This is a genomic window from Corynebacterium sp. HS2168-gen11 (genome assembly GCF_024834075.1).
Classification (GTDB): domain Bacteria; phylum Actinomycetota; class Actinomycetes; order Mycobacteriales; family Mycobacteriaceae; genus Corynebacterium.
In genome coordinates this window covers 287,082-309,015 of record NZ_JANUXR010000001.1, presented here as the reverse complement: position 1 = coordinate 309,015, position 21,934 = coordinate 287,082, and the positions used below count along the sequence as shown (strand labels likewise).

Here is a 21,934-nt window from a genome sequence, read left to right as displayed (position 1 = left end):
AATCGGCATCCGGCGCAGGTGCATAGTGGTGCGGCTGTTGCTGCGAGGATGTTGTCGTAGGGTGTATGCTGTGTAGTGCGTGTGGTGTAAGTAGCCGGGTAGAGATGGTTTTATCCGGCTACTTGCCATGCCTACAACCTATTCCACTCCATTAAGGCGACCAGAGAGCCGATCAAGGCGCATTTTGCTTTGCCCATCAAGACCCTTAATGGTTACATGCTTGCCTCTAGCGTGATACTTTTGCGTGACTGAGTCCAGCGTTGCAACAGTTGAAGCATCCCAGATTTCTGCGCGTGTGAGATCGATGATGATGTTGCGCGCAGAATCGTTGTAGTTGAACTGATACACAAGATCATTACTTGATGCCCAGAAAAGCTGTCCCTCGACACTATAGGTATTCGTGTCAGTTACTTCATCGTATGCATTACTGATGCGCACCATGTGTGCGACGCGACGCGCAAACATAATCATTGCGGTGGTAACACCGAGAATCACGCCGACTGCTAAGTTATGCGTCGTAAGTGTCGCTAATACGGTTACAACCATCACGACCGTTTCGCTTAATGGCATGTACTTCAAAGTGCGTGGTGAAATTGAGTGCCAATCAATCGTGCCGACCGAAACCATGATCATAATGCCAACGAGCGCTGCCATTGGAATTTGTCCCACAAACTCTCCCAGGCTGATGATTAAGACCAGTAGGAAAATTCCTGCTAATAGGGTGGAGAGGCGAGTACGTGCGCGTGATTCTTGCACGTTAATCATCGTTTGACCGATCATTGCACAGCCTCCCATGCCTCCAAACAATCCGGACGCGAGGTTGGCGATACCCTGGCCGAAACTTTCGCGAGTTTTGTTGGAATGGGTTTCGGTGAGATCGTCGACAAGCTTTGCTGTCATGAGGGATTCCATGAGGCCCACAATTGCCATGCCGAATGCGTATGGGCCAATGATTGTGAGAGTTTCTAGCGTCAATGGCACATGAGGGATAAAGAAGGACGGCAATGCGTTGGGAAGCTCACCCATGTCTGCCACCACCGGCACATTAAGGCCGCCGACGAAGACGAGGAGGGTCAAGACGATGATCGTGATCAGTGGGGCGGGAATAGCCGTGGTGAGGCGCGGAAAGCCGATCATGATCATAATCCCTAATAGGAGAAGGGGATAGACGAGGAACGGCACATTCATTAAATGCGGCAACTGGGCCATGAAAATCAAAAGCCCTAATGCATTTACGAACCCGATCATCACCGATCGCGGAATAAAACGCTGCAGCTTTGCCACGCCAAGCGCCGCTAGTATTAGCTGAATCAAACCCGCTAATAGGACTGTGGCTACGAAGTAGTCCGTGCCATAATTTTTCGCAATTGGCGCGATCACCAGCGCGATGGCACCAGTTGCGGCGGTAATCATCGCAGGTCGTCCGCCGGTGAAGGCAATGACGATCGCCATCACTATTGAGGAATAGAGTCCGACCGCCGGATCAACGCCCGCCAGAATTGCAAACGCGATCGCCTCAGGAATTAACGCAAGTGCCACAACTAGGCCAGCGAGCACTTCTTTCCTTAATTGGCTTGGCGACGACAACGCGTACCGGAACGACCCGATAACGTCAGTAGGTGGTAAAGAAATGTTTGTAACCTGGACGGTGGACACGATTTTGGTCATCCCAACTGAAAAAATAAAAGCGCTTAGCGCACACTAGAGGATCTAGTTTCCTTAATTAAGGTATCAATCCTAAGTTGTGCAGCTAAGCGCCGTCAAAACCACCTCATTATTCAGGCTTGCGTGTTTCCGCTGGATTACGCCAACACCTCACCCATCAATTTCCTTAATGGGTTAGGTTGTGAGTTCTCGTTGATCAACCCGCTTCGGCACCACCTTAGGCCGCGCCCCCGCGACGTGTTCAACAATCCGGATGACCTGATTGGAATAGCCAAATTCATTGTCATACCAGACGTAAAGCACGAGCTGGGTTCCATTCACGATGGTCGCAAGTCCATCCACAATGCCTGCGTGCGTGCTCCCAACGAAGTCGGTGGAGACGACTTCCGGCGAGTGTGTGTATGCGATTTGTTGTCGCAGGTTGGAGTGCAGAGCAACCTGATCCATCAGCCTATTAACGGATTCGCGGGTGGTGGCCTTCTCGAGCGTGAGGTTCAGCACTGCCATTGAGACATCTGGGGTTGGCACGCGGATGGCATTGCCGGTGAGTTTGCCTTCCATTTCCGGCAGCGCTTTCGCCACGGCTTTGGCAGCGCCAGTTTCGGTCAGCACCATATTCAGCCCAGCTGCACGTCCGCGTCGTTCGCCCTTGTGGAAATTGTCAATCAAGTTCTGGTCATTGGTAAACGAGTGCACTGTTTCGACATGCCCCTGCTTAACGCCATAGTGATCATGAATCACCTTCAAAACTGGCGTAATCGCGTTCGTGGTGCAGGATGCGGCGGTAATAATCTCATCACTATCGACGATGTCGGTATGATTCACGCCATAGACCACGTTGCGCAGATCCCCCTTGCCAGGCGCAGTAAGAATCACCCGCGAGACCCCCTTCGACTTCAAATGCTGGGACAAGCCTTCGCGGTCACGCCACCGGCCAGTGTTATCCACCACAATCGCGTCGTCAATGCCATAAGCGGTGTAATCGACGCTGGCTGGGTCGTTGGAGTAGATGACCTGAATTTTGGTGCCATTCGCCCAAATCACATCATTTTCCTCATCGACGGTAATCGTGCCATTAAAGGCGCCATGCACCGAATCGCGACGTAACAGCGAAGCGCGCTTTTGCAAATCTTTCTCGCCATTGCGCCTGACGACGACGGCACGCAGCCTCACGGAACCGTAGGTCGCTTCTCGTGAGATCAAAATGCGAGCCAACAACCGGCCAATACGACCAAAACCATAGAGCACAATATCGCGCGACGGCTGATTGTTGCTGGTGCCGATCACTTCGGCAAGCTCAGTTTGCAAGAAGCTATCGAGATCGCCATCATGCTCGGCAAACTTCACAGCCAAACGACCAAGGTCAATAGATGCAGAACCGAGATTCAGATGAGTCAGCTTCTCCAAAATCGGCAATGTATCTGTCGGACTTAATTCCTTAATGGTGGCCAGGCGGGAATAGCGATGCGCTTTGACCACGTCGATGTCGGTGACGTCGATGAGCAAACGGCCGAATACGGACGTAATGACATTATTCTCGCGATGCAATTTCCCTAATAGGGGAAGCATTTTTTGAGCGGCTTCGATTCGTTCGTTCCAATGTGAGTTCATAAGGCTGGATCCTTTGATAGTGCGTGCCGCACCCCATTAGGGCGCGATGGGGGAATGCTGAAAATCCGCGGATTACCGCTTCCTTGTTGGAAATTTTCTTAATGGGAGGGGGTGGACTCTGTTGAAATTTCCACCGCCATATTAACGGAATCTCCGCCAAAAATGTTTGCTTTGGGGGTAATGCTCCGAATCTGTCTGTTTTTAGACCAGTTTGGGGGTACTGGGAGGCTGACGAAAAACCAGTTAGACTCGGTGATAATCAATATAAGGAGATGCACGAGTAGTGATTTGGCTGGCTGTAACGTATGCGTTTTTAGACTCCCTCAATGTGTTGTTGATCGGGGTCTTAGTGGCGTTGGGAGTGCTACTTCCAGCGCGAGCTCGTTTTGGCAGGATCGCCACGCTGCTCGTTGGTGGCGATTGGTTGGGCGTGTTTATGCTTGCGCTCGCAACGATGCTGCTTTTCGACGGCATCGGCGACCCCATTAAGAAACTTGTATCTTCTTCGATTTTTGGCGTGGTGCTTATTGCCGTTGGTGTGCTGAGCATTGTGCTTAGCATTCGTGGCGGAGATAGTTCGCAAATGGTGTCGAAGCTGTTACCACCACTGCAAACGCCGAGTGTGAAGACCTTTGCCACCGGTTTCTTGCTAGGGGTGATTCAATCAGCAACATCTGTGCCATTTTTTGCTGGCATTGCGGTATTAAGTGTCGGGGACCTGTCGGTTGCCGTGCGCTATGGTGGCATGTTTTTCTATGCGCTGGCTGCTCTCTCGCTTCCAACAGCGGCGGCCATTGGAGTCGGGTTGATGCGCTTGTATCCAGATTCTATTTGGGGACGCGGTTTTGAGCGGCTGCGATCAAAGAAGCAGCAGTTAGCAAAGGTTGCCGGGTATATTGTTGGCGCGATTTTGGTGATATTAGGGATATTTCATCTCTAGCCGTTGCGCCGCGCCCGCCACACCACGCGCCCCCGCGCCCGCCACACCAAACCACGCCACACCCGCACCCACACCCACACACAAAAGCCGCACTGTCACCAGCGCGGCTTTTTCACTTCTCATTCCCTTAATCGGCGATCATCGGGAAGATCTCAAATTCTGGATGTTCTTTTTCAATAAAGGCCAGTTTCCACTTGTCGCCAAACAACGCGACGATTTCACCGTCAGTACGGGTAAAGATTTCGACACCACGTTGTTTTGCCAGTTCTGGTGCCGTGGCTGCGGTGGTTCGGCGAGCCACGGAGTAAGGGATTGGATCCGCTGTGGTTTCGACGTTGTATTCGTTTTGCATGCGTGCCATCATGACTTCGAACTGCATCGGGCCAACAGCTGCCATGACTGGGGCGGCGTCGCCACGGGCGTCGTTACGCAAAATTTGCACCACGCCTTCGGCTGCGAGTTGATCGAGCGCTTTACGGAATTGTTTGTATTTGCCGAGGCTCTTGGCGCGCAGCGTACGGAAGTGCTCTGGGGCGAACTGCGGCATTGGCGGGAATTGTACTTTTTTACCTGCGTAAATGGTATCGCCTGGGGCCAGTGAGCCGGCGTTGACAAGGCCTACGATATCGCCTGGGTAGGCAGTTTCCACGGTCGAACGCGTGCGTCCGAAAACCGTGAGGGCATATTTGGTGGAGAAGCTGCGTCCAGATTGGGCGTGCGTGACCTGCATGCCGCGGTCGAATTCACCAGACACGATGCGCATGAAGGCTAAGGAGTCGCGGTGATTTTTGTCCATACCAGCTTGGACTTTGAAGATCACGCCTGAGAATTCGTCTTCAACTTCACGCTTGGTATCAATGCCGCTGGTGGCAGCTGCGATGACTTTTTCATCTGATTCGCGTCCGCGTGGGGCTGGTGCGAGTTCGCAGAGCGTATCAAGGATTTGGTGCACACCAAAGTTCAGCATTGCCGAGGCAAAGATCAGTGGGGACGTCACACATTCCAAGAACATTTCTTGATTGTGAATAGCACCGTCAGCAGCCAGAAGTTCAACTTCTTCAGCTGCTGTTTCCCAGCTGTCAGCTTCTTTGTCGAGTGCTGCTGCTGGATCATAGTGCTCTTCTGGGGCAATCGTGGAGCCACCGGCGGTGCGCAGGAAGTGAATATACTCATCGGCTTCACCATCGGCATTAATATGTGCCAGGCCACGGAAGTCGCCAGCTTCGCCAACTGGCCAATACAGTGGCGTTGGTTGCAGGCCAATTTCCTGCACAATTTCGTCGACGAGTTCTAATGGGGTGCGGCCTGGCCGGTCCCACTTGTTAATCACTGTGACGATTGGGAGGCCGCGGGCTTTACACACGCGGAAAAGTTTTAAGGTTTGTGGCTCGAGACCTTTGGCGGCGTCGATAAGCATAACTGCGGCGTCGACGGCGGTGAGCACGCGGTAGGTGTCCTCGGAGAAGTCGGCGTGGCCAGGGGTATCAACAAGGTTGATCATATATGGCTCGCCAGTATGGCCTTCAGGTGCGTATTCGAACTGTAGTGCAGAAGACGCAATGGAGATACCGCGATCTTTTTCCATCTCCATCCAGTCGGAGACTGTTGCTTTGCGGCCCGCTTTGCCGTGCACGGCGCCCGCTTCGGTAATGACATGGGCGTGGAGTGCTAATGCTTCGGTGAGCGTGGATTTACCAGCGTCAGGGTGGGCAATTACGGCAAAGGTACGGCGCCGCGCAGCTTCAGTGCGCGTTTCTGGAGAAGAGCTCATGGAACTTAATACTACATAATGCCCTTAACATTTCACGGCCAGCTGATTTTCAGCAGGTCAGAACTAATATCGAAAAAGCGCTCGGCAAAGGCTGGATCGTGAGCCTGTGCATGTGTGGCACCTGGTACCAATGGTTGTTCATAGTAGGTACCGCTCGCAGCTAGGGCTTCCGATTGATTCAAAATGAAAAATGCTAATCGACGCCCGCCTTCAGCCGAGGAAATTCCAAATGTCGAGGCTAGTTTGCTCTTGTAGAACAGCGAGAGTGGAGATTTCGAACTCGTGGAAAAATTGCTTGCTACAACACCTGGGTGGAAACTTACCGCGCGAATGCCGTCTTTGTGGTAGCGGCGGTGGAGCTCTTGGGTAAATAAGATATTGGCAAGTTTGCCCTGGGCATAGGCCTTGGAGGAGCGAAAGTTTTCACCTGTAGCAAGATGATCGAGATCAAGCGTGCCCAGGCGATTAATGATCGAGGAGGTTGCCACGATCGTGGCTTTGGAGCGCTGCAAGATATCAAATAATAAATTGGTCAGAAGCATTGGGGCTAAATGATTGACCTGGAAGCTGTATTCAAATCCATCATGGGTGAACCGAGGTCCGTCGAAAAGCCCGCCAGCGTTATTGGCAAGCACGTCGATGGTATCGGTTAATTCGCGGATTTGTGCAGCGAGAGTACGTACATCTTCGAGTTTGCCGAAGTCGGCGGTGAGATATTCGGCCTGTAATTCCGTTGCAATGGCCTTGGTTTTTTCTACATTGCGTCCGACCAAGATAAGACGATCATCTGGATGGTGTGCGGCGATTAAGCGAGCGGCTTCTTTGCCAACACCACTGCTGGCTCCGGTGATAATAATTGTTTGCATTACTTTATTCTACGCCTTATTTCATTCACAGGTGAGGGGAAGTTTTCCTGCGCGAATAGTTGTAATTGAAAAGAGACACGCACTTAATGAAAACCGTGTTGCGTTTTGATATTGGTTCGCTATTCTAAAAGTCGAAGTTTCTAAATGGAACCAATTTTCAATATTTTCATTAACAGCCCCTTATTGGAAAGGTTGTGGAGAAATGCGCAAGAACGCAATCCGAATCATGGCAGCGCTGACGACGTTGAGTTTGGCTGCTCCAGTAATGTTGCAGCCACAAATCGCAGTTGCTGGACCTGATGACGGTAAATTTGTTGTCACTGGTCGCCATGTGGATTCGCCAAAGGCGTATTACGACACTGCGACTGAGAAGCTGGAATTACGGGTTGGTTATGGTGAGGGTGAAACCGCCGATATTGATCAATCCGTACTTTGGATCGGCAAAGGCTGGTACCGCGGCAAGCCACAGTATCAATTCACGGTGCCAGAGAATGATCTTTTCGCATATGCAGACTTACGCCCTGGTGCCACCTACTACACGGCACCTGCGGTAAGCAGCAGGCCACATGATCCAATTTGGTGGGGCTATGGCGCTGGCGATGGCTTACCATTTGATCACTTTGTTGATCAAGAAGCTGCCTTGGACTTAGTGTCCGTCGATGGTCCAGGACAAGTCGAATTATTTAACTTCTGGGATGCCTACCCAGTCGGCTTGTCGAAAATGCTTGGTTCGGGAGCGAAGAGTAATCGCTCGAATGTGTTGGTCACTGGTAGCCATACCCATAATTACACGCTGTTTACGCGCCCAGGTCGGCATAAAATTACCTATCGGATTTCCGGACGCACTACCGATGGTGAATTTAAAACTACGCCACTTCAAACCTTGGTTGTCCAAGTTGGTGGCAAATCACCTGATGAATCGGTGAAAAATCCAGTTCCATTGCAAGAGCGCTACAACCAAGCGCCAATTGGCGATCTGACAACCGCTGGTTATGAATTTTCTTTGGCTCCATATGAAGGCACCGATGGCGGCGATGAGCATTTAACGAACCTGGTGTTCAACGCGGCTGATAAGAACCTCAACGGTACCTTGACCATTTTAATTGAGGGCTATCACCTCACCGATCTGCCAGTGACCAACGGTCATGCCGAATGGCCAGAATTGATCGGTCCTGAGGCAACCAAATTGCAAGCAATTTTCACGCCAAATGATCAAAATGGTGCGCGTTGGATCGCAGAGCCACTCGTACACGAGCTTGACGACGCCGGCAAAGTTGTCCCAGTAAGTGTGACGTCTGCTTCAGGCGAGGCTGAGATTATGGCAGAACAGCCAAATCCTAAAAATGTCAGCTTGAATTTAGAGGAGTATCAGCCAGCGAAGGATGTAACGATCACTCCGAGCCTGGAACAATTGCCGGATGAATTCGTACGCCTGCGGTTTACTGCTGATGATCCAAATTACCGCGGATATATTACAGTAAAAACCTTTGATAATGCCGACTCCGATGATGCCAATGATCTTGGCATGATCATGATGGAGCATGGTACTGCCACAATGACGCTCTACAACGATGATCTTGAAGGCCAATATATTGAAGTTGGCGTGCGGCCGAATCCAGCAGTGCATACCGATAAGGGTGTTTCTCCTACTCGCGAACGCATTACGCTTACCGAGCAAGAAGATGGCAGCGAGGCACTTATGCCACAAACCTTGCCATCGATTCTGCTCAAGACCAAAGCAACCGCTCCTGCACCATCTGCGTCAAACACTGAAGAAACAAAGCCTTCCGATGAGCCACGCAGCTGTGAAAAAGCGGTATTAAGCAGTGGACATACCGATTTGAAAATCACTGGCGACGCATCGCAGTTGTCAATGGTGCTCAAGGATGAAACTGGCACAATTAGCAACACCTTCGTTGATCGCAAGCTGAGCGACGTCGTGAATGTTGTGGTTCCAAGTGCACGTACCAAGCGGACATCGCGCTATGACAACCAGGGATTGAATTTCTTAGATCCAAAGTATTTAACTGATGGTCATTTCTGGCGTTTGCCAGAAACCCTAGCAGGCCAAACCAATATATTGTGGCCTGGCTATAACACGCAATCGTTGGATATGTCGCAGTTTAGCGAAGGCATCAAGCTTGACCTGCAGCCTGTGAAGATTCCAGAAGGTGCAGCATTTGGTTTATATAAGGATGCCACGTTACATGAGAATGCGAAGGTCTTAATTGACTCCACTGTTGGCGATACCACCATTGATATTGACAATGCTTCGCATGTGCATACCAACTGGATCTTCACTCGACCAGGTGTGTATACCTTCAACGCTGTTGCCAGTGCCACTGTTGCAGCTACCGGGAAAACGATTCGAACAGAACCAGAAACACTGACCTTCGTCGTCGGTAGTCCTGCAGACAAGGCATGCGAACTGGTGGCTTCAGAAGTGGTGACTCCACCAGCACAGCCGGATTCCTCACATCGGTGGGGTGCATATGTTGGTGCGATTTTGGGTTCCTTGCTGGCTATCATGATTGCAGTCCTAGAAACTCTGCGTATTCCGAGTGTGATGGCATTTCTGAAGCGTGTGAAGCGTTAAAGTTTTTGTAAATATTTTGTGAGAAGAAAGAAGCAAAGATGAAGAACACATGGTCAAAAGCTATTGCCATCGCTGCGACTGTCGCAATGATGACAGGTGCAACCACGCACGCACAGGCGACGGAATCGCCAATGAGCTTTACTACTGGACACATTGATATTTTCCATCCAATCGTGACTGATGGGGCATTGAAACTGAGGGTTTCAGAAGATGTGACTGGACAGAAAGTATTGCGCGAGCCAAGCGACGTTGAAATTGTTGTGTCGAAAGATGCGTGGAGCCAAGGTTTCAGCAAGCTATCAGAAAACTTCATTGGTCAGCCAGCAGCTGTGATCCCACAAACTCAAAACCCAAAGGTGGTATGGGTTGGTTGGGATGCAATCGAGTTGAAGCAATCAAATCTTGATGCCGTTGATTTTGAATTTCAAGAGGTAACTGGTCCAGGTAAGGTTTATCTGTTTGAAACAGCAGGCCTGAATGCGCAGAAGAAGCTGGAAGTATCACCAATTCTGGCCAATAATGCTTTCGAACTCAGCAATGGCGCAAATATTCACAGTGGTGCTGTACACAAGCATCTGAACTGGGCATTCACAAAGCCTGGTCAGTACACCTTCAAGGTACAGGCGAAAGCAGGCGAGTTGCGTTCTGAGGTTGAAACCTACAAGATTCGCGTCACGGAAAATCCACAGGCGCAGGTGACCAACCCATCGACTGGCAACCAGTCACCGTCGACAGGCGATCAACCACAGTCGGCACCTCTTGGAATTGGTGCGATTATCGCAATTGTTGTGGCAATCGTTGGCGTGATTGGTGGCTTGCTGGCAGCATTGAAGAATTTCATGAAACTGCCTGGCATGTAAATGCAGCGTCAGTATTCTTAAAAGTATGAATTCTCCTGGCCATGCAGGTACCTGCGTAGCCGAGGAGAATTTGCTGTTGCGTACAACTCTTTGTTTTGACTAGGAAAATATTAAGGACTGATTCGGTGTTGATCCGTCATCGGCTCGCAGCTGGCGCTGCCGCAGCAGTGATGCTTGGGGCAATCGCAAGTGCGCCAATCGCACACGCACAATTACAATTTACGGAAGGTCATCTTGATTTATTCACAGTGACCGCAACTGGCGGCGCCCTCGAACTTGCCATTAAAGAAGACATCACTGGCAGAAGCGTGATCCAAAAGCCAGAACATGTCACCTTAATTGTGAGCGATGCTGCGTTTTCCGATGCCACAACCCAAGTCCCAGAAATCGGTGTGGCCAGCTACTACTTACCGCAGTCACAATCCGCCGGTAAGTTGTGGCCTGGCTGGGACACTTTTGGTGTGCGCCCTGAGTATTCCACCGTCGACTTACATTTCGATAGCGTCACTGGCCCTGGTTCAGTCTATATTTTCGAAAGCCGTGGCTTCGATGGTGTGAACCCCGTGACCACCAACGGCTCCTACGCGATTACCACTGGCAGCGTGATTCAGCAGGAAAAACCTGCCCATCGCCATGTCAACTGGGCGTTTACCAAGCCTGGCACCTACACCATGAAAGTCACCGCCCATGCTGGTAACACGCAGTCGAATACCGCAACCTACACCTGGCAAGTTGGTGACGCACCCTCGCTTTTCGACGCCAACCAGCAACAAGCACAGCCGACTGTACACAACAGCCAGCAACCTCAACCTCAGCAGGTAGGGCAGCCACAACCAGCAGCTTCAGTGGTTGCAGCTGCCCCTGGGGTTGCAGCAGCTCCTGCGCCTGCTGGGACAGGGCAGTGCCAACCGCTGGTTATCCCAATGATTAAAGACGACTCCACGGTTCCTGCCACCTGGAAAAATTTTGGTGAACTCACCTTCCAGCTCGGAGCTGCCGCTCAAAAGGATTTACCGAAAGCGATTGGTCCAGTACCAGCCGGCAAAGTATGGATGATTGGTTCCATCCAGGAAGATAATGTTCCATGGGTTGGCTCAAATAATCAGCATCCAACGTTATTAGACCATACGCAAGGACCAGTGACGTGGGAATTAGTTGGGTTCAAAGGTCCCGGCCCAATGGTGGTCTACAGCCAAGGCGGACTTGGCCAAGTGGTTGGCGAACAGTGGTTTAAAGGCGCAAATAACCAGGCGGCTGGAAGCCATGTGATTCCACGCAATTCCCATGTGCATCCAAACTGGGTTTTTGGCGTGCCGGGTACGTATTATGTGTCGATTCGTCAAACGGTCACCTTGACAAACGGAACAACCGCGCAAGCAACTGGCACCTTAACCTTCCAAGTTGGTCAGGGAAGCCAGTCGGGCCACTTCGATATTGGTGCAGCAATTGATCCAGCCGGTACTGCCTGTGATCCAGGACTTGCAGCAGCCCAAAGCTTGCCAGATCAGCCGCAAACACCTGTAACAGGTGAGGTACCTGATGCTGTTGAGACTCCGCAGGCAGCTTCACAACCAGCTGCGGTCAAAGTGGAAGCAACCTCCTGGAAACAACAGCTATGGTCCATCTTGCCAATCGGCTTTATGGCATTGGGCATGTTTGTGTTAGGCGCTGGTGTCATGGCAGTGCGACAAGCCTTGCGCGGAAAAGCAGCGTCCTAATGCGAAAACTTATTCTCACAGCGATAGCGGCGATTACCGCCTGCAGTATCAGCGGGTGTGCGACACATACGCACGCCCCAAGTACAGCCAATGACGTGCTTGATGTGGTTGCAACCACCCCAATTATTGCCGACCTTGCCAGCCATGTGGTTGGCGATCGTGGTCGAGTAACCGGCATTATGCCATTAGGTGCTGATCCGCACAGCTATGAACCTGGCCTTCGCTCAGTTCGCAATATCGCCAATGCCGATGTCGTTTTTTCCAACGGCCTGTTATTAGAAGAACAGTCGTTGCTGAAAACGCTGAGTCAATCTCGCCGCCCGGATGTTCCATTGGTGCCGCTGGCTGAACAAGCGCCTCGCTTTGGCGCGCAATTATTGCCGCTGGTCGAAAATATCGCACTCGATACCATCTGGTTAGGCATGCGTGTGTCTGGGACAGGGGAGAGCCTTGGCGCCCAGCGCACCTCATCGGTCACCCTGGCAGTTCGCAACGTCGCTGGCCCAGGTGACGCGGCTGCCTATATCACCTCCACCTTTGGCGTGCCTGAAGTGCTCTTTAATAGCAAAGACGGCCTTGATACCGCCGATGCCACTGTGCTGCCTGTCGACGCACACACGCACGTGTCGTGGGCTTTTAGCAAACCTGGTGTGTACACCATCGAAGTAGAAGCGCTTCTCGACGCCAAGGTACCAGTCGGATCCACCACCATTACCATTGCGGTTGGTGTGAATCCACATACCGCGACCGATATTGTGGATCCGATTGTGGTTGATCATGGCCATATTGATATCACGAGCGATTTAGATACTCAGCAGGTGCTTTTACGTGGTGATGCACCAGTTGGTACGGATACTGCTTATGATTATGACCCTCATCGTACCGTGTTGTTTGTGCCGTCGAGCGTGCTGCAACAAATTCCGGCCGATCCAACCTTTAAGTTCTTAGGCACTCCAGGCAATGAAACCTATTTGCTGCCACAGGCAGTACTAGGAAAACATGTGCATGGAGAAGTTGATCCACACGTGTGGCATTCGGTGAAAAACACCATTGCAATGGTTCGGGTGATTGAAGAAACCTTAAGCGCTGTTGATCCAAGTGGCCGAGCAATCTACCGGGAACATGCGGATGCATATGTGCGCGAATTAGAGGACGTCGATAAGCAAATTCGTGCCTTAATGAGCAGTATTGAGCCAAGTCGTCGACAGTTGGTGACCACCCACGATGCCTATGGATATTTTGGCACCGATTATGGCCTGAATATTGCAGGTTTCGTCACCCCGAATCCGGCTGTGGAACCAAGCCCGCGCGATGTGATTGCATTAACCCGAACATTGGAAAATCTGCAGGTACCGGCAGTATTCTTGGAGCCGAAATTGGCGGGACGTGCTGGTGTGCTCACCGAAACTGCAGCACGATTGCAGGTCGAGGTGTGCACAATTCGTGGCGATACGCTTGATGCAGAAGTTTCGACCTACCTTGAACTGATGCGCACCAATGCGATGTCAGTGAGCACATGTTTGAAGTCATAGGAAAAGGAAAATGAAGATGTCTGTTCGTACATATATTGGTGCTGTGTTGTGTGCTGCGGCACTTCAAACTATGGTCATGCCTGTCCCAGCATTTGCCGGTGATTTACAGCAAACCGTAAGTGCAGATGAACCTGTAGCACCAGCTGGTCAACTGCATGAATTCCGGCAGGGACATGCCGATTTAGGCCCACTGATTGTCTCAGGTGGCGACCAAGCATTTGACGCGTTTGTGCGTGATGATAGCCAAATCCCACCAATTTGGCGCCATACCGATGACCTTTTGTTTGTCGTCGGCGAGCAAGCCGCCCAGCAGTTACCTGACAGCGATGAATTCGCCTTTACCGGCGCGCAACCTGGCCAAAAAGTATGGGTGGTTCCGCAGGTTGAGCAAGCAGGCGTACCGTGGTTGGGCTGGTCGACGCAATCACCAGCGTTTGTGGAACAGGTCGATCGCGGTATCACCATGACCTTTGTGGGGCACTCTGGCCCTGGTCAATTCACCTTATTCTTGCAAAATGGTGGCTTTGAGAAGCCTCAGGTGCTGTGGAATTCCGCAGAGCAACGTGCCCAAGAACTGTGGGTGGATGCAAATACTCATACCCACGCAAACTGGGTGTTTACCGAGCCTGGTATTCACCAAGTTGCCATTGAAATTGCCGCCAAGCTGAAAGACGGCAGCGAGGATACCATTACCAAAATTTTAACCTTTGCAGTTGGCGAAGAAGCTGATCTGCCGGCAGCTCAGGCGGCACAGTGGGATGGCACCTTCTACCCAGCTGAGACTGAAGCACAAGCACCAGCTGTAGCGCAAGGCATTGGTAGTTGGGTGATTCCAAGTCTCGTGGCAGTGGTAGGCGCGGTTGTAGCGATCGCGCTGGTTATCAGTGTGCGTCGTCGCGCTGGTCGGAAAGGACACTAAATGAGCTTGGTCGTTGCTACCAATTTAGGTGTGAAGCTTGCCGGGCGTGAGATTTTCCGCGAGGTAGATTTCAGCGTCGCCAAAGGCGAGTTTGTGGGACTCCTTGGGCCAAATGGTGCGGGTAAAACCACACTGATGCGCGCCTTGCTGCAATTAGTTCCTGCCAGCGGCACCGTTGAAGTAGCAGGGCAGCGGCAGGTCAAGGCGATTCGCAGCATGATTGGCTATGTGCCGCAGCGACATGAATTCGCCTGGGACTTTCCAATTAGCATTCGGCAAGCTGTCCGCAATGGTCGTACTGGTTTATCCAAGTGGTATCAGCGCAGCAATGCTGATGATGAGCAGGCAGTCACCGAGGCCCTTGAGCGCGTTGGCTTGGTGGATTTGGCTGATCGTCCCATCGGACAGCTTTCTGGTGGACAACGCCAACGGGTACTCGTCGCTCGCGCCTTATCGACGCGACCAAAGGTTTTACTGCTTGATGAACCGTTTACCGGCTTGGATATGCCCACGGCAGAGCAACTGACCAGCTTATTCCAAAAACTTGCCGCACAGGGCACCAGTATTGTCATGTCCACTCACGATATTGGAGAGGCTTTGCACGCATGTGATCGACTGGTCTTGTTCCGCGAAGGTATTCGTGCTGATGGTTCGCCTCAGCAGCTTGCCGATCCTCACCTGTGGATGGACACTTTCGAAGTTGGTCCACAATCCCCATTGCTGTCCTTGGTAGGAGCGCACCTTTCATGATCGAAGTTTCATTTCTCGAATTCCTCAGCGACTTAACCAATCCTGCTCTGGCTTTCTTGCCAAAAGCACTGTTAATGTCGGTGATCTCTGCAATTGTCTGCGCTGTGGTGGGTACATTTGTTGTGTTACGCGGCATGTCCTTTATTGGCGATGCCGTGGCCCATGCGGTGTTTCCTGGGTTGGCAATTGCCTTCGCACTGGAGTTTTCGGTGCTCCTCGGTGGTGCCGTAGCAGGTGGAACGGTGGCAGTTTTGGTGGCGGTGTTTTCTCAACGACGTCGCGTGCGAGAAGATGCCGTGATCGGTATTTTCTTCGCGGCGGCCTTTGCGCTGGGCTTGGTCGTTATTTCAAAAACCCAAGGGTATACCGCAAGTTTGACCAATTTCTTATTCGGCTCAATTACCGGCGTGACCACTGGCGATATTATTTTCGCCGCTGGTGCAGGCACCGTGATTATTGCCTTGGTTTTCGCACTATTGCCGCAACTTGTGGCGGTATCCTTGGATCGCGAAACCGCTCGAGCAATGAACTTGCCAGTTTTCGCGCTCGACTTAATGATCTACTTGGCGGTGACCGCCGCAGTGGTCATGAGCGTGCGCACAATTGGCAATATCCTAGTCCTCGCATTGCTGATTACTCCAGCTGCAACTGCCCGCTTGCTCAGCGATGATTTGAAACACACCATGGCGCTGGCTTCCTTAATAGGAGTAGTTGGTGCGGTCGCTGGTGTCTATTTCTCCTGGGCGATGGATTTGCCAACTGGTGCTACCATCGTACTGGTATTGACAATCATGTTCCTTTTTACTTGGGTATTCAGCCCAACCCAAGGCTTGATCGGAAAGAAACACGCATGAACACTCGCACATTGGCAGCACTGATGACAACACTTGCCATTGTGACACTGCCAGTCTCGAACGCACACTCGCAACCACTTGACAGCCAAGTGGCAACTGCCTCGCAATTTTTCATCCAAAAAGACCATCAGGACATGCACCTGCAGGTTCTCGATCACACACCGTATGTTAAGTTGCGCGATGATGGATCGGCCTCCAGCGCTGGCTCTGCCTACCGACCCAGCGACACCGTTGTCATCGCGGTACCCGATCGCGCCCAGATTCCGGCCTCCAGCCTTGCCTCCGAAATTGGCGTGCAAACATCAGGGCCAGTCTTTAACCTCCCGGAAGTCCAAGATCCAGATTTGCCATGGCTCGGCTTTTCGACGCAAGGAGTGCAAGCCTCAGATTTGGCCAGCGGCAACGCGATCACCATCTCCTTCAACAAGGTGGATGGCCCAGATCAAGGCCGAGTGATTCTGTGGCAACAATCATCGCTCAGCAGTGACGGCAAGATCTTTTTAGATAGCGACAATCCTGCAGATCACTGGGCATTCCCACTGGATACACACCAGCACACCGGCATGGCCTTTACCCAACCCGGCCGATACACCGTGACGTTTCGATTTATTGCTTCCTATAGCGGCAATAGTTGCGCGCAATTTGTGCCAGTTGATTACACGCTGACTTTTTTGGTTGGCGATGCTGCGATCGCGCAAGCGCCAACTGACCTGCGCGACCAAAGCGTGGTGAATACTGCAGAAACTGACTTTGCGACAGGGCTGACCGCACCTACAGAATGCTTGAACTATCAGGCTGCCACGTTGGAAGCTGGCAATGCAACCTCGGATGTACAAGTAGTGGATCAAGCACTTAAAGGGTTGCTTGGGCCGCTACAAGGATTGCATAAGGCTGTTGATAGTATGGTGAGCACACCAGCGCCTGTGCCTGTGCCTGTAACAGCTGGAACTGCTGCGGTGGCGACACCTGCGGCTGGGGTAGTTGGAACGGCGCCGTTGGTACCTGCGCCTGCACCTGTGCTGGGTGGCGGTGGAGTGGCTGCTGCGCCTGTGGCCTCAGTGACGCCGGTGGCACCTACATCGACTGCGCCGGTGGCCCCGGTGGCTAGGGGAGCGATGCCTGCACCTGTCCCAACCACCTATGTCGTTCAGCGCCCACCATTAGGGCTACGAGAGGGCTTTGCCTTCGGCGTTGGCCTGATGAGCCTACTGATGGGCATTGCTGCGTTTATCGTGGCGCGCAAACTACGTTCAACGGGAGTGTAACGCATTCTGAGCAGCCGCAATGCCTTGCGAGACAATAATCTCCACGGCATCAGCGGCGTGCTCGAGCATGGCCTCAAGCGCATCGTCATGGGTCACCGGACCCAAAACATAGTCTGGGACAGGGGTGCCCGCCGGCGGACGCGAAATCCCCATCCGCACCCGCAGATACTCCCGCGTACCCAAAAGCGCCGAAACCGACTTCAACCCATTGTGACCATTCTCATTGCCGCCTTGCTTAATCCGGAGCTTGCCATGCGGCAGATCCAGCTCGTCGTGGAGCACAATGACATGATCCGCAGGCACATGTAAATCATGGCACAACTGCGCAATCGCCTCGCCGGAATTATTCATATAGGTCGTCGACCGCGCGAGCAGCACCGACGCGCCCGCGACTGTGGCATTGGCAACAACAACAGGTTGGCCTTTCACCGGCCGCAGCCCTGTCCCAGAGCGCGAGAGCAGCTTATCGACGCCACCATAGCCCACATTATGCCGTGTGCCAGCATATTTATCTCCAGGATTGCCGAGACCTAAAACGATCCAATCGGCAGGACGTGCGGTGACATACTTACGGGTAAAAAATGAGACAATCGACATAGGTACTATGGTCTCATACGGCGTATAATCAGCGCACATGAGCGTCGTAAAGTCCTTAAGAGCCCCGATTATCGCTGCCCCCATGGCAGGTGGGCCAAGCACTCCTGCACTTGTCAATGCGATCGCAGAGGAAGGCGGACTCGGTTTTCTTGCGGGTGGCCTGCTGAAAGCCTCCAAATTGCGAGCCGAAATGGCCCAAATGACTGGTATCTATGGAGTGAATCTGTTTTACCCGCAACAGGTGAAACCTAATAAAGAACACCTTTATAGCATTCACGAGCAGCTCTGTGAGGCGTGCGATGCGCATAACCTTCCGCACCCTTTTATGGTGCCACGTGCGGACCTCACATTCGATTTTGAAGAGAAGTTCCAAGCAGTGTTGGAATTCGCGCCAGCGGTGCTGTCGAGCTCATTTGGCAGTTTCACGCCTGCACAAATTGAACAATGCCACGATGCCGACATTGAAGTGTGGGTGAGTGTGACCAACGTTGAGGAAGCAAGAGCGGCAGAAATCATTGGTGCTGATGTCCTCATTGTGCAAGGCCACGACGCTGGTGGGCACCGCCTGACATGGGATCCAACCGAAGTTCCAAACCAGACTGATACCTACCAACTTGCCCAAGAAATCTCAGCTGCAACTTCAACCAAAATCGTGACCTCAGGTGGCATCCGCACCCCTGAAGACGTGAAGAAATTTCTTGGTATCAAACGCGTCAAAGCCGTTGCCACTGGCTCGATGTTCTTAAAAGCCAAAGAAGCAGGCACTAGTAAATTTAACCGTAAACTGGTCAGTTCGACACTACCAACTACCGTCACGCGCGCTTATAGTGGCCGCTATGCGCGCGGTATTGAGACGTGGTGGACGAATACGCAGCAGGAGGTACCTTTTAGCTACCCACTCCTGTCCCAGATGTTTGCAAGCGTTGATGATATTCGTAATACCGAAGAATTTGCCTACTGTCTCGTGGGCGATCGTCGCGAAACGATCAAGCGTAAAAAGGTCAAGAAGATTATGCGTTTCCTTCTTGACAATTAGAGTATGCTACCCTAATTCATATGGGTGGCAAAAACAAACAAAAGGCCGCAGATCTCGTATACGCGGCCTTTTCTCGTGCCGTTGAACAGGCAAATATTGCAAGCCCGCACACCAACATTACCGAAGTGCGCAGCCAATTAACGCAAGCGACCAAAAAGAAAACCAAATGCTGCCGCTCCCACCCACGCTGTTCTAAATGCCCAGCAGTACTGCACAAACTGCAAACCCAAGGGGCAGTAGCGCTCAACGATCAAGCGCTACGGATGGCCTTAATTAAAGCTCGTAAGTGGTAACCCACTGCTCCACGGCGTCGGCAGTATCCGCGCAAATAATAGGCACCTCCGCGCGCTCTTGCTTGCCGAAAGGCTTTAAGACAAAACTGGCGACATCCATTCGTCCAGGCGGGCGGCCAATGCCAATCCCTGCGCGAATATAATCCTTACCCAACGCCTTCGTGATATCCCGCAATCCATTATGCCCGTGATCGCCACCTCCGGCACGCAGTTTCACCTCACCGAAGCCCAACTCTAGATCGTCAAACATCACGATGATGCGCTGTGGCGGGATTTTGTAAAACTGGGACAGGGCTTTGACGGGGCCGCCGGAGAGGTTCATGTAGCTGCGGGTGCGCGCCAACACCACCCTCACCTGTCCCAGCCGTGATTCGGCGACTAGCGTGTTCGTACGCTTGTGCGCACTGAGACTTGCGGGCATTGGCGTGGTGCGAGTGGCGAGTTCGTCGAGTGCTGCTGCGCCAATGTTGTGGCGTGTGTCGGCGTATTCGGCGCCGGGATTTCCGAGCCCCACGATGAGAAAAGCGTTCATGGGTTCTTATTGTGGCATAGAAAAATGGGGTTGTACCAACTGGTGGCACAACCCCATTTATTGGAAGTTTTTACTCTTCGGTTGCTGCTTCGCCTTCAGCTGCTTCTTCAGCTTCGCCGGCTGCGTCTTCTACAACTTCTTCGTTGGACTCAACGAAGTTGACGGAAGCAATAACTGCCTCTGGGTCGCCAACGAGAGTGGTCTTTGCAGGAAGTGCGATCTCAGAAACCTGGATCTTGGTGTCGCCTTCAAGGCCTTCAATGGAGTGTACGAGTTCTTCTGGGATGGACAGTACGTCTGCCTCGACCAAGATGGTGTCGAGCTCCTGTACCAGCTGGGTACCAGCAGCGGTTTCGCCTTCGAATACCACTGGTACTTCAACCTCAACCTTTTCGCCGCGCTTAATTGCAACGAGGTCGATGTGATCTGCATTGAGGGTCAGAACGTTCTGGTCAACGTGCTTGACGATTACCAGGTGGCTGTCGCCTTCGATGTCGAGCTCAAACACAGCGTTGGAACCGTGGCGACGGAGCAATGCGTGTACCTCGAGCAGTGCAGCGTGGAAGTGGATTGGATTTTCCAGGTGCTGGCCGTAGATGACGCCTGGGATACGTGCTTCACGACGCAGGCGGCGAGCTGCACCCTTACCGAACTCATCACGTGGTTGTGCTGAAATCACAATGTTTTCGTTGGACATGTGACACTCCTTATTATTGGTGTAGTTTGACCGCAAAAAAGCCTTGCGGTCTCGATATGGCAATGTTGTCATCGTCGAGTCTGCGCAAGGCTTGAAAAGCTTGTGTCAAAACTATCGCGTCGATAACGGCTCATTTGTCGAGCCCTCGCCGAGACTTAGCAAATTCTAGCAGCCGAGCAGGGCGAAGTAAAATCTTTTCTAGTTTCCCTCGACTAACTATTGTGTTTTGTTTATCCTAACGCCATGACTGTTTGGGACAACGCACAGACCTGGCTCGATGGCCAGCATGGCGCGCTGCAAGTTTTGCGACTCATTCGCACACACCACCTGACTGTCACAGACATCGAATCTCAGGCGATGGTATCGCGCAAGCATGCAAAAACCATGATCAATCTTGCCGCTCAATTTACCACCGCATTGCTCAGTTACGCCATTGAACTGCGACTTACACTCGACCAGGTTGATACCGTCAATAAAGCAGTCAATTGCGTGCTTGACCCTGGCGTCGATAAGCAAGCTTTACGACGCGAGTTTTTGTCTCTCGCACCAAAAATCATACCCGATGAACTGCGCAAACTCCTGGCAAAACGGGTTGCTGCGTTAAACGAAGGCAGTGGAAAAATCCCACCTAAGCGGCGGTTCAATCTTGCGGAATCGCCTGACTATTATGGCCGCTGTTTCTTTACTGGGTGGTTGCCTGCTGCAGAGGCTGCTGAAATTCGTACGTTGTTGCATCACGATGCACAAGGTCTCATGCGTGCGAATGTCACCTTGAAATATCATGATGCCATCGGACAGGCATTCGTGCGCCGCATGCGGCATAATGCTGCGGATACGCCGCAATTAGCACCGACCTTTTTATGGGCGTTACAAAAAACGGATAAATATCTGAAGGATGGCACAGTTCGGACGTTGTCGGGGGCAACGTATTCATTAGCTGAGCTTTTGAACCAGGCGTTGGCCGATTATGGGTACGTTATTGCGTGGGGTATTGACGATCAAGGCAACAGAATCCCTGTCCAAGGATTTCATCTTGCGCGTCAACAGACTGACCAACGTAATTTCAGCCCGTGGCAAAAGTTCATGTCAGCGGTTGAAAATTTGACCTGTGTACATCCAGACTGCCAACGCACTGCAATTACTTGCCAGGGACATCATGTGGTGGCCTGGAAACACGGTGGGAAAACTGCTCAATCGAATTGTGCGCCGCTGTGTGGTCCGCATAATGCTGCTAATAATGATGATCCCAATTCTTTAACCTACCGGGGCCGGATTGAAAGGGATCCAACTACAGGGTACTTTGGGCTGCGCAAAACCCGAGAAGGACCGATCTGCGTGGATGTTGATCCAAAATCTGGCGCAGCATGGTCTCGATACATTCAAGAGCACGCATAAAAAGTACCTCTCTGAAAAATCAGAGAGGTACTCAGGC

19 protein-coding genes are annotated in these 21,934 nt (G+C 52.0%); 12 read left to right on the top strand and 7 right to left on the bottom strand.

The genetic code is table 11. The annotated features are described in order from the left end of the window. Window positions 1–138 precede the first annotated feature (138 nt). Together NXS99_RS01340 and NXS99_RS01335 are read right to left on the bottom strand one after the other, a co-directional pair. Window positions 139–1,668 carry a SulP family inorganic anion transporter gene (locus NXS99_RS01340; protein ID WP_396124788.1) on the bottom strand — a complete coding sequence of 510 codons (1,530 nt, stop codon included), beginning with the start codon at window positions 1,666–1,668 and terminating at the stop codon, window positions 139–141. Between the two features lie 171 nt (window positions 1,669–1,839). Next, the gene (locus NXS99_RS01335; RefSeq protein WP_259286868.1) at window positions 1,840–3,276 is read right to left on the bottom strand and encodes a glyceraldehyde-3-phosphate dehydrogenase; all 1,437 of its coding nucleotides are present in this window, start codon (window positions 3,274–3,276) and stop codon (window positions 1,840–1,842) included. Between the two features lie 328 nt (window positions 3,277–3,604). Between NXS99_RS01335 and NXS99_RS01330 the strand changes: the two genes are divergently transcribed. Next, a complete protein-coding gene (locus NXS99_RS01330; protein ID WP_310593297.1) occupies window positions 3,605–4,216 on the top strand; it encodes a hypothetical protein in 612 nt (203 codons plus the stop codon). 127 nt (window positions 4,217–4,343) lie between these two features. Here the strand turns inward: NXS99_RS01330 and NXS99_RS01325 are convergent, their stop codons facing one another. Together NXS99_RS01325 and NXS99_RS01320 are read right to left on the bottom strand one after the other, a co-directional pair. Beyond that, the gene (locus NXS99_RS01325; protein ID WP_259286867.1) at window positions 4,344–5,987 is read right to left on the bottom strand and encodes a peptide chain release factor 3; all 1,644 of its coding nucleotides are present in this window, start codon (window positions 5,985–5,987) and stop codon (window positions 4,344–4,346) included. A 32-nt stretch (window positions 5,988–6,019) separates the two neighbouring features. Beyond that, the gene (locus NXS99_RS01320) at window positions 6,020–6,853 is read right to left on the bottom strand and encodes an SDR family NAD(P)-dependent oxidoreductase (RefSeq protein WP_259286866.1); all 834 of its coding nucleotides are present in this window, start codon (window positions 6,851–6,853) and stop codon (window positions 6,020–6,022) included. A gap of 202 nt (window positions 6,854–7,055) precedes the next feature. On the opposite strand from NXS99_RS01320, the gene NXS99_RS01315 reads away from it, so the two are divergent. The 8 genes from NXS99_RS01315 to NXS99_RS01280 all read left to right on the top strand — a co-directional run bounded on the left by NXS99_RS01315 (window position 7,056) and on the right by NXS99_RS01280 (window position 17,347). Beyond that, the gene (locus tag NXS99_RS01315) at window positions 7,056–9,449 is read left to right on the top strand and encodes a choice-of-anchor M domain-containing protein (RefSeq protein WP_259286865.1); all 2,394 of its coding nucleotides are present in this window, start codon (window positions 7,056–7,058) and stop codon (window positions 9,447–9,449) included. 38 nt (window positions 9,450–9,487) lie between these two features. Next, window positions 9,488–10,309 carry a choice-of-anchor M domain-containing protein gene (locus NXS99_RS01310; protein ID WP_259286864.1) on the top strand — a complete coding sequence of 274 codons (822 nt, stop codon included), beginning with the start codon at window positions 9,488–9,490 and terminating at the stop codon, window positions 10,307–10,309. Window positions 10,310–10,434: 125 nt separating this feature from the next. Beyond that, a complete protein-coding gene (locus NXS99_RS01305; RefSeq protein WP_259286863.1) occupies window positions 10,435–12,027 on the top strand; it encodes a choice-of-anchor M domain-containing protein in 1,593 nt (530 codons plus the stop codon). Further along, window positions 12,027–13,559, top strand: coding sequence for an anchored repeat ABC transporter, substrate-binding protein (locus tag NXS99_RS01300; protein ID WP_259286862.1), 1,533 nt, complete (start codon window positions 12,027–12,029; stop codon window positions 13,557–13,559). Before NXS99_RS01305 ends, NXS99_RS01300 begins: the two co-directional genes overlap by 1 nt. Window positions 13,560–13,575: 16 nt before the next feature. After that, the gene (locus NXS99_RS01295) at window positions 13,576–14,478 is read left to right on the top strand and encodes a choice-of-anchor M domain-containing protein (RefSeq protein WP_259286861.1); all 903 of its coding nucleotides are present in this window, start codon (window positions 13,576–13,578) and stop codon (window positions 14,476–14,478) included. Continuing rightward, entirely contained in the window at window positions 14,479–15,228 is a 750-nt protein-coding gene (locus NXS99_RS01290) for an anchored repeat-type ABC transporter ATP-binding subunit (protein ID WP_259286860.1), read from the top strand. Next, complete coding sequence (locus NXS99_RS01285) at window positions 15,225–16,082, top strand: anchored repeat-type ABC transporter permease subunit (protein ID WP_259286859.1); 858 nt, start codon at window positions 15,225–15,227, stop codon at window positions 16,080–16,082. Before NXS99_RS01290 ends, NXS99_RS01285 begins: the two co-directional genes overlap by 4 nt. Continuing rightward, window positions 16,079–17,347 (top strand): choice-of-anchor M domain-containing protein, encoded by a 1,269-nt coding sequence (locus tag NXS99_RS01280; RefSeq protein WP_259286858.1) that lies wholly within the window; start codon window positions 16,079–16,081, stop codon window positions 17,345–17,347. The genes NXS99_RS01285 and NXS99_RS01280 overlap by 4 nt, the downstream gene beginning before the upstream one ends. On the opposite strand, the gene pth (NXS99_RS01275) is transcribed toward NXS99_RS01280, so the two are convergent. After that, window positions 17,333–17,944, bottom strand: a complete 612-nt coding sequence (pth, locus tag NXS99_RS01275; protein WP_259286857.1) for an aminoacyl-tRNA hydrolase — start codon at window positions 17,942–17,944, stop codon at window positions 17,333–17,335. The two genes, NXS99_RS01280 and pth (NXS99_RS01275), sit on opposite strands and share 15 nt — an antisense overlap. 37 nt (window positions 17,945–17,981) lie before the next feature. Here pth (NXS99_RS01275) and NXS99_RS01270 point away from each other — a divergent pair, with 37 nt between their 5' ends. Both NXS99_RS01270 and NXS99_RS01265 read left to right on the top strand, forming a co-directional pair. Then, entirely contained in the window at window positions 17,982–18,980 is a 999-nt protein-coding gene (locus tag NXS99_RS01270) for a nitronate monooxygenase (RefSeq protein ID WP_259286856.1), read from the top strand. A gap of 20 nt (window positions 18,981–19,000) precedes the next feature. Further along, on the top strand, window positions 19,001–19,273 hold the full coding sequence (locus NXS99_RS01265; protein ID WP_259286855.1) for a hypothetical protein: 273 nt from the start codon (window positions 19,001–19,003) through the stop codon (window positions 19,271–19,273). Here NXS99_RS01265 and pth (NXS99_RS01260) read toward each other — a convergent pair. Further along, on the bottom strand, window positions 19,254–19,805 hold the full coding sequence (gene pth, locus NXS99_RS01260) for an aminoacyl-tRNA hydrolase (protein WP_259286854.1): 552 nt from the start codon (window positions 19,803–19,805) through the stop codon (window positions 19,254–19,256). The two genes, NXS99_RS01265 and pth (NXS99_RS01260), sit on opposite strands and share 20 nt — an antisense overlap. 70 nt (window positions 19,806–19,875) lie before the next feature. Continuing rightward, window positions 19,876–20,502 (bottom strand): 50S ribosomal protein L25/general stress protein Ctc, encoded by a 627-nt coding sequence (locus NXS99_RS01255; protein WP_259286853.1) that lies wholly within the window; start codon window positions 20,500–20,502, stop codon window positions 19,876–19,878. 243 nt (window positions 20,503–20,745) lie between these two features. On the opposite strand from NXS99_RS01255, the gene NXS99_RS01250 reads away from it, so the two are divergent. Next, window positions 20,746–21,897, top strand: a complete 1,152-nt coding sequence (locus NXS99_RS01250) for an HNH endonuclease signature motif containing protein (protein ID WP_259286852.1) — start codon at window positions 20,746–20,748, stop codon at window positions 21,895–21,897. Window positions 21,898–21,934 lie beyond the last annotated feature (37 nt).